This window comes from Cupriavidus sp. 96C5-1 (assembly GCF_057798855.1).
Genome location: NZ_JBYOJU010000063.1, coordinates 32,154 through 44,025, shown reverse-complemented (window position 1 = coordinate 44,025; position 11,872 = coordinate 32,154). Strand labels below are relative to the sequence as shown.

Below are 11,872 nucleotides of genomic sequence, written 5' to 3'. Positions count from 1 at the left end.
TTGACAATCAAGTTGACAATTCGCACGGCTTCACGAGCATCAACGCGTCCAATGCAAGTACGCCGGAACCTTGTCGATAAACAATCACCGGATTCAGGTCGATCTCACGGATGCGGGGTTCGGATTGCAGCAGCGCGCCAAGGTTTGCCACCACCCGCGCTAGCGCGTCCACGTCAAGCGGCGGCTCTCCCCGATATCCTTGCAGCAAGGCAGCGCCCCGCAATTGCCTCAACTCGTGCACGACCGCTTCCATCGGCAAATCGTGGGCCAGCAGACGTACATCACGCGTTATCTCCGCCGTGACGCCACCGAGGCCAACCAGGATCACAGGCCCCCATTGCGGATCGTTACGCGCGCCGACGATCATCTCAAGACCGCGGCTGCCCATCTTCTCGACCAGCACACCGTCGAGCACCACGTCCGGCGCATGTCGCTTCAAATTGTCGTCGAGCTGCATCCAAGCTGCGCGCAGATTGTCGGCGCAGTCGACACCGAGTATCACGCCGCCGACGTCGCTCTTGTGGCTCAACTCGACCGCTTGCATCTTTAGCGCGATCGGGTAGCCAATCCGATCCGCGATCGTCAGCGCGGCATCGAGGTTCGTGGCCAGCTCGCCGGGCGCAAACGGAATGCCGAGTGGTGCGAGGATCCGCTTGGCGCGGTATTCGGGCACAACGTCCCCTTGCCGCGGCAGGTCGGCTGCAACCGGTTCATGCGCAGACTCGGCGAAGTCGCGCGTACCGAGTTCGCTGAGTCGGGCAACGGCGCGCAAAGCACGCTCGGTGCTCGGGAAATACGGCACGCCCAGTTCGCGCATCTGATCGATGTACTCGGCCGGCACGATCGCCCCTTCGTCGAGCCCCGCGCAGATCACAGGTTTTTGCGGTCGCAGCTCCCGCACTGCGCGCAGCACGGGCGGCATCTTGATCGCACACGTAACCGGATCGGTCTGGATCAGGCCGACCACGACGGCCGAGAATCGAGCGTCGTCGAACAGCGCCGAGAGCGTGCGGTAGTACAGGTCCGGATCGACTAGCCCTTGTGCGGTCAGATCGATCGGATTGGCGACCGCGACGAACGGCGGCATCGCCGCGCGCAACGCGGGCGCGCTCTCATCGTCGATCACGGGCAAGTCAAGGCCGAGCGCCTCGCACACATCCAGACACAACGCCTTGAACGCTCCCGATTCGCCCAGGATCGCCGTCCCGCGGCCAGGCAGGCTCGCGCAGCGCAAACCGATCTCCGCGATATCGCCCAGTTCCTCCAACGTCTGCGCCATCACGACGCCCGCGCGTTCGACCTTGGTGCGCATCACGGCATGGTCGCCCGCCATCGCCCCCGTATGCGTGGCCGCCGAAGCGCGCGCGGCGGCGCTCTTGCCCGGATGCAGCAATACCAGCAGCTTGCCCGCCCGCCGCGCGCGCCGCGCAGCGTCGAGCAGTCGGCGTGGCTGCCGGAATTGCTCGGCAATCATTGCGACGACGCGGGTGCCCGGGTCGTCGAGCAGGAATTCCAGATAGTCCTCGAGATGGCTGGCCGCCTCGTTGCCGGTCGATACGGCATACGAAAGCGGCAGATGGCGGCTCGTCAGCGTGGTGTTGAGCACAGCCATCATCGCCCCGCTCTGCGACAGAATGCCGATCGCGGGCTCGCTGCGGCTGCGCTGCGCCTGCACCGCGCTCACGTCGGTCTCGATGAACGTCAGCGGCACACGGTCGAGATAGTTGATGCAACCGAGGCAATTCGGCCCTTCGATGAGCATGCCCGTCTCGGCTGCGATCCGCGCGATCTCGTGCTGCTGCGCGATCCCTTCCGGTCCCGCCTCGGCAAAACCGGCGGAAAAGATCACGACGGCCCCCACGTTTCGGTCCGCAAGCTGGCGCACGGCGTCAAGCACCGCCGCCTGTGGAATTGCCAGCACGGCGACATCCACGCCTGGCGGCAACTGTTCGATCGAGTTCACACACGGCCGGCCATTGATCTCATCGCGCTTCGGATTGACCAGATAGATCCTGCCCCCGTAATCGTTGCGCTGGAGGTTAGCCAGTACCGAAGCGCCGAGTGCGCCCGGCGTCGGCGAGGCGCCGACAATGGCGATCGACGCCGGTCTCAGCAGACGCGCCATGGCCGCGCGGCTCACCCCCGGCCGCGACGTGGATTGGGTCGTATTCATCGGCGGACTCCGGCGCTCAGCGCTTGCGGTTAAGATCGTAGGCGCCGAGACCAGGCTTGTAGGTCTTGTCGTCGAGGAACTGCTTGAGGCCTTCCTTGCGGCCGTCGTCGTCGAAACTGTTGGCCGCCTCCTGGGCTCGCACGAGGAAATCCTCGGCGTTGTCATAGGTCATCTCACGTACGCGGCGGACGGCGTCCTTGGTGGCTTTCAAGGCGCTCGGATTCTTCTTCAGCAGCGCCAGGGCCACTTCGCTGACACGCTCGCGCAGTTGCGCGGCAGGCACCGCCTCGTTGACGAGGCCCCATTCCTCGGCCTTGCGGCCGTCGATGTTCTCGCCGAGCATCGCGTGATACATCGCACGGCGGAACGAGAGCAGTTCTGCGGCGACCTTCGACGCGCCCCCGCCCGGCAGAATGCCCCAGTTGATCTCGGACAGGCCGAAGTGCGCTTCCTCGGAGCAGAACGCCAGATCGCACGCGAACAGCGGACCGTAGCCGCCACCGAAGCACCAGCCGTTGATCATCGCGATGGTAGGCTTCTGGTACCAGCGCAGGCGCCGCCACCAGCCGTAGCTCTCGCGCTGTGCCTTGCGCGTGCCCTTCAGGCCATGCGCTTCAGTGTCGCGGAAATACTCCTGAAGATCCATGCCGGCCGTCCACGCGGTGCCTTCGCCGGTCAGCACGAGCACGCCGACCTCCGGATGGAACTCCAGCTCGTCGAGCACCTGCATCATGCGCCGGTTCAGCGCCGGGCTCATCGCGTTGCGTTTTTCCGGGCGGTTGAATTTGACCCATGCCACGCCGTTCTCGATGCTGAAAACGACGGTTTGTTCCTCTGCTTGATTGCTCATGGCCTGCACCTTGATGAAAAAAGAATGAAGAGATCGGCCGGAGCGCCCGCGCGGACGCTCCGCCCGGGTTCAGAACGGATACTGCGGAACGGCGTCCTTGACCGTCACCCATTGCCAGTGCGTGTACTGCTCCCAGTCGGCGGGGCCGCCCACGCTGCTGCCGTTGCCCGATGCGCCGGTGCCGCCGAACGGGTTGATCACCTCGTCGGCGACGGTCTGGTCGTTGATATGCAGCAGGCCCGTGTGCAGCCGCTCGCCGAGGGCCATGGCGCGGCCCACAGAGGCCGAAATCACGCCCGCCGACAAGCCGTAGTCGGTACGATTGGCAAGCTCGATGGCTTCGTCGTCGGTATCGAACGGGATCACGCTCGCGACGGGCCCGAAGATCTCTTCGTCGAAAGCGCGCATGCCCGGCTTCACGTTGGACAGCACGGTCGGCCGGTAGAACAGTCCCTCGTGGGTTCCGCCCGCCTCGACCACGGCACCGGCCGCCACCGAGGCATCGACGATGTCAACGACGTTCTGCAACTGCCGGCGGTCGATGATCGGACCGAGCGCTACGTGCTCCACGGCCGGATCGCCGACCGGCAGGTGGCGCGCCTTGTCGGCCAGGCGCCGCGTGAGTTCCGCCGCGATGCTGCGGTGGGCCAGCACCCGGCCGGTCGCCATGCAGATCTGCCCCTGGTGGAACCAGGCACCGAACGCGATTGCCGACACGGTCTTGTCGAGATCGGCGTCGTCGAGCACGATCAGCGAGTTCTTGCCGCCCAGCTCCAGTGACACTTTTTTGAGATGCTTGCCCGCCAATTCGCCGATCTTGCGGCCGGCGGCCGTCGAACCGGTAAACGCAAGCATCGGCACGCCGGGCGCCTCGACCAGCGCCTGCCCGACGTCCGCGCCGCCGGGCAGCACGTGAAGCAGGCCCTTCGGCAAGCCCGCGGCGGCCAGTACTTCCGCAATCACGAAACCGCCTGCGTATGGCGTGCGCGGATCGGGCTTGATCACCACCGCGTTGCCCACCGCGAGCGCAGGCGCGACGGAGCGCAGCGACAGCACCAGCGGGAAATTGAACGGAGAAATCACACCGACCACGCCAAGCGGCAGCTGACGGGCAATGCTGAGCCGGCCCGGCGCGCTCGGCAGCACCCGGCCGTTGGCTTCCAGCGGCATAGCCGCAGCACGCTGCAGCAGCACGATCGCCTCTCGCACCTCATGCTCGCCCTTCGGCAGGATGGCGCCGGTTTCTCGCGCGATCAGTGCCGCGGCGACAGGCGCCTGTTCCTGCAGCAGGGCCGCAGCACGGTGAAACACGGACGCCCGCTCGCGCGGCGGCGTGGCGGCCCAGGCGCGCTGCGCCGTCCGCGCCGCTTGCACGGCAGCGGTCACGTCTTCCGGCGCGGCCCTGCCGACCTGGTGCAGCGGCTGGCCGGAGGCCGGCTCGACGACGTCCAGGACACTGGACACGCGGACCCAGTCGCCGTTGAAGATCGCGCCCTGCCAAGTATTGGCACTGGCAAGCGTAAAATCTGACGAGTTGCTCATGGCAGATGTCTCAAGTAATAGTCAAGTAGTAGTCAAATGCAGCCGTCTCCGATCGCCGTGGCGAACACCTCGCCACATCGACGGAACGTTGAAACACCGCTGATCTAGCGATGACACCGGAAGCGAGGGCACGATCGCTTCAGCAACCTCGTACGCGCAGGGCGCGAGATGCTTCATCTTTGCAGGATCGACTTCGACGCGATCAGTCCGGAGCATCGTGATCCTTGCCCTGCTATTCGGGATCGCGTGGAAAGACGCATCGAACATTCCAAGCCCGCGGGCGATCGGTGTCTTACAACCGGCGAGCCGCGCAAACGTTCCAAGCCGGTGTATCGGCTCACGAATGCGCGAGCCTATGATCAGCGCCCCCTAGAAGATGTGCTTCACGCCCGCCATCACACCGAATTGCGATCCGCCCGCTGGAGGATTCCCGCCTGGCGCCCCGCCGCTCACTGACAAGGCGAGCTGACCATCATTGTTGATGTACCCCGCCGTGCCGTAGAGCATCGTTCGCTTCGAGAAGGCATAAGTTCCGCGGACGGCGAAGAGCACCGCCTTGTCGTCGCTGTGGCGGAATGTCAGATAGTTGATCTGACCAGCAAGCGTCAGGGCCGGTGTGAGGTCATACGCTACCCCGGCATAGTACAGTTCGCTGCGCGGCGTGGAACTCCCCTCGTTGTTGCGGCTAAGTACCCCCACGCCTGCTTTCGTGCGATCAAGCAATACGTAGCCGTTGAGGGAAAGGCGATCGTCCTTCAGTGCGCTGCGGGTCAGCCCCGCGAACGCACCGGGCCCGCCACGCAGCGAGTCGTATGCCGCCGATACGCCCCAGGACCCGGTCGCGTACTGGAGCAACGCGGACCATTCACGGCAGGCTGACTTGTCGGCAGGATTCTCGCCCGCGCAGTTCGTGCCCACCGGGCTAGGGCCGGCGTTGACGGTGTCGCGCCCGAAGCTATAGGTGGCGCCGAGCGTCAATCCGCCGAACGTTCCCTTGTACGAGACCGCATTGTCGGCGCGCGCATTAGGGACATAGCTGTCCAGCGAACCAATGCCATACACCTGAGGTCCCAGGATATCCGCGTCGAGCATCGACCAGAACAGCATCGTGTATTGGCGTCCCAGCGCAATTTGCCCCCAGCTTCCGGACAACCCTACCAGTGCCTGCCTGCCAAACAACCTGCCGCCTTGCCCCGATGCCCCGGTGTCCGGAGCGAAACCGGATTCCAGCACAAAGAGGCTCTTGAGTCCGCCACCCAGGTCTTCTGTGCCGCGAATCCCCCAGCGCGACGGCACCGTACCTGTGATGTTCGGGACGCGTACCACGCTACTCCTGCTCGACCCGATCGAATTCACATACTCGATGCCTGTATCCACGACCCCGTACAGTGTCACTGATTGCGCCGTCGCGACCGCCGGCAGCGCAGCAAGCGATGTCAATACGAGCAGGCATTGCCGCATGCGGTAACGGATCTTTTCTTTCATTGTCTAGTTTCCTCCCTCTTCCCGATGTTGATGTTGGCGCTGTCAGTCTCTTTCCGCAGGCCGCTGCAGCAACAGCAATGCGGCAATAGCAGAGATGATGGTGATAGGAATGCTGGCGCCGATGATCGTGCTTGCGTTCTTGCCCATTGCCAGCAGTTGTCCGGCCAGCATCGGCCCGGCAATCGCACCAAGCCGTCCCACCGCGACGGCGGCGCCCACACCGGTACCGCGCACCGCCATCGGGTAATACGCGGCCCCCAGCGCATACAGCACGGATTGCGCGCCAGTGACAAACAGGCCAGCCAGAAACGCACCGAACGCCGTCCACGCCATTCCGGAGGCGGCCGCCATGGTGGCGAGAGCGACGATGATCCCGACATACATGCCCGACACGACGGCTCGCGGATGACCCCGGTCCATCAGCATGCCGATGCCCAACGCACCGGCACTGCCACCGATGTTGAAGATGATCTGCACGATGCCAGCCTGCGCCCGGGTCAAGCCATTCGCCACCATGAGCGACGGCAGCCAGTTCAGCAGGAAATAAAGCACAATCAGCGTGAAGAAGTAGCTGATCCAGAGACAACAGGTTGCTGCCGCGCGACGTTCAGCGAACAGCGCCCAGGCCACGGAAGGCGGCTTGACGGAATTTCCCTCCGGTCCGTCGAAGCGCCGCGACTCTGGCAGCATCAGCAGCATCGGCACCACGAGCAGCGGCCCTAAGCCACCGACATAGAAAATGTGACGCCATCCCGTTTCGCCGGCGGAGACGATGCCGATTACCGCCGCAATGGCACCGCCAAGTGGGATGCCACAGTACATGATGCTGACAGCGGTATTGCGCAGACGGGCAGGCACCGCTTCCGAGCAGATCGCGATCAAGTTTGGCATTGCGCCGCCCAGTCCCATGCCGGTGGCCACGCGAATGGCCACCAGGCTCCAGAAGTCCCAGGCGTGTGCCGTGCCGATAGAAAAGATCCCGAAAAGCGCCGTGGCCATGATCAGCACGCGCTTGCGACCAATGCGATCGGCCAGGCGTCCGCCAAGCATGGCACCCGGCAACAGGCCAAATGTACCGGCGCCGAAGGCCAACCCCATCTGGCTAACAGACAGCCCGAACTCGCGTGCCATGCGGGGCGCCGCGACACCTATCGATTGCAGGTCGAGTCCTTCCAGGAGCGCGACGATAAAGCATAGGCCGAGGGTCAGCGCTACGCCCGAGGCTGGCTCGGTGCGTACTACGGTTGATGATTGCATGGTGGTTCTTTGATCGATGCCGTATCAGATACGGAGGAAGTTCGCAGCGTTGTCAGCGCCACAGCTGCTTTGCTACGCGTGGTTGATACGCGCTTGCAGAACGAGACCGGGCAGGGAGTTGTGGCCCCTGCCGTGACCAGCTTCAATGCTGATGGCCGTATATCCGTTCATCAGCGCCTCGCTACCGACGCCACGAGGAGGGCGGCCATTGGGGGATCGCCGTTGTCATCGTTACCCCGGCCCATGATCGAGCCGAACGCTCTCTCGGCGGCCACCAAGGCGCCACCTGCAAAGCTCCACTGCATGAATGTCTCCCTATTGTCAGGTCGTGGCCAGCCCCGCGAAAGCAGTTTCCGTCGCGTTGCTGGTTGCCGAAAAGGTCAAGGCTGCCTCTTTGTGGTTGTCAATATAGTATCAGCCTACCTGATATTGCAAGTGGTTTATCATCGTTGCGTGTAAACCCCTAAACGACCCTTGGAACGCGATAAGACGCGCCGCATATCACCATGGCAACACCAAGAACGAAAAAGGCAGTCAACGCCGTCGTGCAAAGTCCCGTCGCTGGGCAGGAGACGGCCAACCCGGTTCCACCGCGTATTCCCTATCTCATTGCGCGGACCGATCGCATCGTCAAGCGCCGGTTGAGTGAAGTGCTGGCGCCGCATGGCATCACGCTGACAACATTTACTGCCATGTCGGTATTGCATGCGAGAGGCCGGCTCTCCAATGCACAGTTGGCCGAGCGGTCATTCATGTCCCCGCAGTCCGCCAATGAGATCGTCAAGATGATGGAAGCCAACGGGTGGATCATCCGTGAGCCCGATCCGACGCATGGACGCATCATCAAGCTGGGCTTGACGGAAGATGCACAGACGCTGTTGATGCAGTGCGACAAGGCCGTGAAACAGCTGGAGACGGAGATGCTTGACGGCATCGATCCGCAGCACGTATCCCTGCTACGCCAACTGCTGACGCAATGCGTTCGCAATCTGCGCTATTGATTCGGCAGCATGAACTTTGTATCTCTTGTGGCTGATTGAGTCGGTCCGACATGGCAGATGCTCGATGCCGGAAGCGAAAGCAATTGCATGAGCGTCGCAAGCAAGTCGTGCGATTGCATTTGCACCGGACATTGCAGTGATGGAGGTCGTCGCCAGGACCCGCTCTGTGCGCGGGGCCATCGACCCTTTCGCCAACGAATCTGGCCAGCGGTCCAGCCCGCGGACCTTCGTCGCAACGTCGGAGCCAGACGACTGAGTGCCGAGCCACATCGCGAGGTTCGCGATCTGGGGACGAGCGGCCCAAGCAAATTGAAAGGCCGTCGACCTGGCACCCTTGATATTGCTGATGCGGGGCAAGGAGAGCCGATGGAAATCGTATTCCCCGAAAGCACTCCCCAAAAACTGGACGCGGACGTGAAGCGTGCGCGTGGCCCGCCTCTCAGGCGCGTCCGCTGCGATTTGACCCTGGCAAGCCAGTTTCTGGCAAGTCGGGCCAGATCAATGTGAAAACCGTGCCACCGCCAGCCGCCTTCCTGCATTCGGCGTGCCCGCCATGCGCACGCGCGATGGCCGCCACCACGGCCAGCCCCAGGCCGCTGCCGCCCGAGCGCGCGCCTTCGGCCCGCCGGAACGCTGTGAACGCATGAGGAATGAAGTCCTCCGGCACGCCTGGTCCGTCATCCTCGACGCTGAGCTCGCACCAGCCATTCTTCGCATGAGACTGGATTCGCACCTGGCCTGGCACGGCATAGCGGCGCACGTTGTCAAGCAGCGCCAGCAGCGCCTGCCGCATGCGGACCGGATCGCAGCGTACGGGCTGCGTGTCCAGTTCCAGAATCGCGCGCTGCCCCCGCGCCTGGAGCGCGTCCCCAACCATGTCCACCACGGTGTTGGCTTCGGCGGCAAGATTGGCCTCACGCACCTGCAGATGCAGATGGCCGCTTTCCGCCAGGCTCACCACCCGCAGGTCCTCGATCAGTCGCCCCAGGCTCTCGACCTGGGCCAGCAGGCTGCGGAACTGTGATTCGTCGGGCATGAAAACGCCTTCGGCCAATCCTTGCAGGCGGCCGCGCAGGATGGTCACGGGTGTGCGCAGTTCGTGGGCGATCGCGGCGTTCCAGAACGCCTGTTCCTCGGTCACGCGCTGCAACTGATTCGCCAGCGCATTGAAGTCGTCAGCCAGCTGGGAGGCTTCGCCCAGCGAGCGGTCGCCCGCCACGGCGCGAGCGTCCAGATCGCCCTGCGCCATGCGGCGGATGCTGTCCGCCACCGAGTTCAGCGGCACCAGGATGCGCCGCGACAGATTGACAGCCACGACGACGGCCAGCGCCAGACCGCAGATCGTGGCGCCGATCATCCACACCCACTCCGGCCCTGTGGGTATCCAGCTGTCTTCGCATGCTTGCTCGGGCCAATAGATCCTCCATAGAAAGTAGAACGCGTACGACGTCAGAATGACGAGCAACGTGACGCCCAGCGCGATCGCCATCATGGACAGCACGATCTGGCGGCTCAGTCCGACCAGTTTCATTCGCCGCTCTGGAGCTTGTAGCCGACGCCGCGCACGCCAACGGGGATTCCCTGGACGCCGAGGTCCTCCAGCTTCTTGCGCAGCTTACTGACGTGGCTGTCCACCGTGCGTTCCATGGCATCCCCCTCCGGCAGGCAGGCGGCCAGCAGTTCGGTGCGGCTGAACACCCGTTTGGGCGCGCCCGCCAGATGGGCGAGCAGCTTGAATTCGGTTAGCGTAAGCGCCAGCGGCTGGCGCTGGCCTGCCACATGCAAGCTGGCTTCATGGTTCTCCAGGTCGATCTGGAATGGGGCCACGCGCAGGACCCGCCGATTCCGGCGATCGCCGCGCGTCACGGAGCGGCGCAGCACCGCTTGCGTCCTGGCCACCACTTCGGCCGGATTGAACGGCTTGACAACATAGTCGTCGGCGCCAATGCGCAGTCCCATCAGCTTGTCGATGTCCTGGTCCAGTGCCGTCAGCATGATAACGGGCGTGTCGCCACGGTGGCGGATCTCGGAGAGCACCTGCCAGCCGTCCAGGCGCGGCATCTGCACGTCTAGCAGCACCAGGTCGGGCTTGAGCGTCTGATGTAGTTCGAGCGCCCGCTGGCCGTCCGCGGCATGCATGGTGCGCAAGCCGCCGCGCGCCAGGTATGCCGCGAGAATTTCAGCGATCTCGGACTCGTCCTCGGCGATGAGCACCAGAAATTCGGATTCCCTCAGAACGTCCCAGTGTGAGTTTCTTTCAAGCCTGGCAGTCATTTTCTTCCCGCCTCCATCGAATCTCCACATTATCTCAGCCGAAACGCCATCGGGTCAAAGCAAACTCTCGTTCCTCTTTGTGGGCAGAGGGCTGCCTGCGCCTGAAGGAATTCAACATGAAGATCGAACGACTGTGCCGCCATGGCGGCTTGATTGCGCTTGCGGCCCTGATGCTGGCAGGCTGCGGTCAGGCCGAACCGGAGGGCGCGCCGCCGTCGCCGCTGGTTTCTGTCACGACTGTTAAGGCGTCCCGCCTGGAACTGAGCGAGGATCTGCCAGGACGCGTCTCCGCGGTGCGCATTGCCGAGATCCGGCCGCAGGTCAGCGGCATCGTGCAGCGCCGTCTGTTCGAACAGGGCACCGAGGTGAAGGCCGGCCAGCCGCTGTTTCAGATCAACCCCGCCCCCTTCAAGGCCGAAATGGACACGACCGCCGCCGCCCTGCGGCGGGCCGAGGCCGCGCTGGCGCGCGCCCAGGTGCAAACCAAGCGGCTGCAGTCCCTGGTAGAAGCCGATGCGGTCAGCCGCCAGGTCTACGACGACGCAGTCTCTCTGCGCGACCAGGCCGCCGCCGACGTGGCACAGGCCCGTGCCACGCTGGCGCGCCGGCAACTGGACCTGAAGTTCGCCACGGTGGAAGCGCCCATTGCCGGACGCATCGACCAGGCGCTGGTAACCGAGGGCGCGCTGGTCAGCAGCGGCGACGGCAATCCGATGGCGCGCATCCATCAGGTCGACCAGGTCTATGTCGACGTGCGTCGCCCGGCCTCATCGCTCGAATCGCTGCGTCAAGCGCTGGCAACGCGACAGGCAAGCGCCAGCGATGGCCTGCCGGTGGCAGTGTTGCGCGGCGATGGCGAGGCGTATGACGTCACCGGACGCATCCTGTTCTCGGGCATCAACGTCGATGCCGGTACCGGTGACGTGCTGTTGCGCGTGCTGGTGGACAACCCGCAACGTCTGCTGCTGCCGGGCATGTTCGTGCGCGCGCGAGTGCCGCGCGCCAGCTATGCCGATGCGCTGACGGTGCCGCAGCAGGCGGTTGTGCGAAACGGCAGCCGACCGCAGGTCTGGACCCTCGATTCCAAGAACCGGGCGCACCTCACCTCCGTCGAACTGGGCGAACTGGTGAGCCGGCGCTATCACATACTGTCCGGCCTTTCCGCCGGGCAGAACGTCGTAGTCGAAGGGATGGCGCGCCTGTCCGACGGCATTGAAGTGACAGTGCACGCGCGGCAGGCGCCTAGGCCTGCTGCTGCCGCGTCTTTGCTCTGAACGGTCGGAAGCGCAC

Annotated in this window: 9 protein-coding genes; 2 read left to right on the top strand and 7 right to left on the bottom strand. The window is 64.2% G+C overall.

Annotated elements, in window-relative coordinates; translation table 11 throughout:
• Positions 1-7: 7 nt before the first annotated feature.
• The 5 genes from AC3FOF_RS40540 to mhpT all read right to left on the bottom strand — a co-directional run bounded on the left by AC3FOF_RS40540 (position 8) and on the right by mhpT (position 7,307).
• Positions 8-2,173, bottom strand: a complete 2,166-nt coding sequence (locus AC3FOF_RS40540) for an acetate--CoA ligase family protein (RefSeq protein WP_488729835.1) — start codon at positions 2,171-2,173, stop codon at positions 8-10.
• Positions 2,174-2,189: 16 nt separating this feature from the next.
• The gene (locus tag AC3FOF_RS40535; protein WP_488728670.1) at positions 2,190-3,023 is read right to left on the bottom strand and encodes a p-hydroxycinnamoyl CoA hydratase/lyase; all 834 of its coding nucleotides are present in this window, start codon (positions 3,021-3,023) and stop codon (positions 2,190-2,192) included.
• 69 nt (positions 3,024-3,092) lie between these two features.
• Positions 3,093-4,565, bottom strand: a complete 1,473-nt coding sequence (locus AC3FOF_RS40530; RefSeq protein WP_488729834.1) for a benzaldehyde dehydrogenase — start codon at positions 4,563-4,565, stop codon at positions 3,093-3,095.
• Between the two features lie 369 nt (positions 4,566-4,934).
• Positions 4,935-6,026, bottom strand: a complete 1,092-nt coding sequence (locus AC3FOF_RS40525; RefSeq protein WP_035806114.1) for a porin — start codon at positions 6,024-6,026, stop codon at positions 4,935-4,937.
• A 66-nt stretch (positions 6,027-6,092) separates the two neighbouring features.
• Positions 6,093-7,307 carry a 3-(3-hydroxy-phenyl)propionate transporter MhpT gene (gene mhpT, locus AC3FOF_RS40520; protein WP_488729833.1) on the bottom strand — a complete coding sequence of 405 codons (1,215 nt, stop codon included), beginning with the start codon at positions 7,305-7,307 and terminating at the stop codon, positions 6,093-6,095.
• 506 nt (positions 7,308-7,813) lie between these two features.
• On the opposite strand from mhpT, the gene AC3FOF_RS40515 reads away from it, so the two are divergent.
• Positions 7,814-8,308 carry a MarR family winged helix-turn-helix transcriptional regulator gene (locus AC3FOF_RS40515; protein WP_276265006.1) on the top strand — a complete coding sequence of 165 codons (495 nt, stop codon included), beginning with the start codon at positions 7,814-7,816 and terminating at the stop codon, positions 8,306-8,308.
• Positions 8,309-8,747: 439 nt separating this feature from the next.
• On the opposite strand, the gene AC3FOF_RS40510 is transcribed toward AC3FOF_RS40515, so the two are convergent.
• A complete protein-coding gene (locus AC3FOF_RS40510) occupies positions 8,748-9,839 on the bottom strand; it encodes an ATP-binding protein (protein WP_488729832.1) in 1,092 nt (363 codons plus the stop codon).
• Positions 9,836-10,582: a response regulator gene (locus AC3FOF_RS40505; RefSeq protein ID WP_488729831.1), complete on the bottom strand. Its 747-nt coding sequence runs from the start codon at positions 10,580-10,582 to the stop codon at positions 9,836-9,838. Before AC3FOF_RS40505 ends, AC3FOF_RS40510 begins: the two co-directional genes overlap by 4 nt.
• Positions 10,583-10,698: 116 nt before the next feature.
• Here AC3FOF_RS40505 and AC3FOF_RS40500 point away from each other — a divergent pair, with 116 nt between their 5' ends.
• On the top strand, positions 10,699-11,856 hold the full coding sequence (locus tag AC3FOF_RS40500; protein ID WP_488729830.1) for an efflux RND transporter periplasmic adaptor subunit: 1,158 nt from the start codon (positions 10,699-10,701) through the stop codon (positions 11,854-11,856).
• Positions 11,857-11,872: the final 16 nt, after the last annotated feature.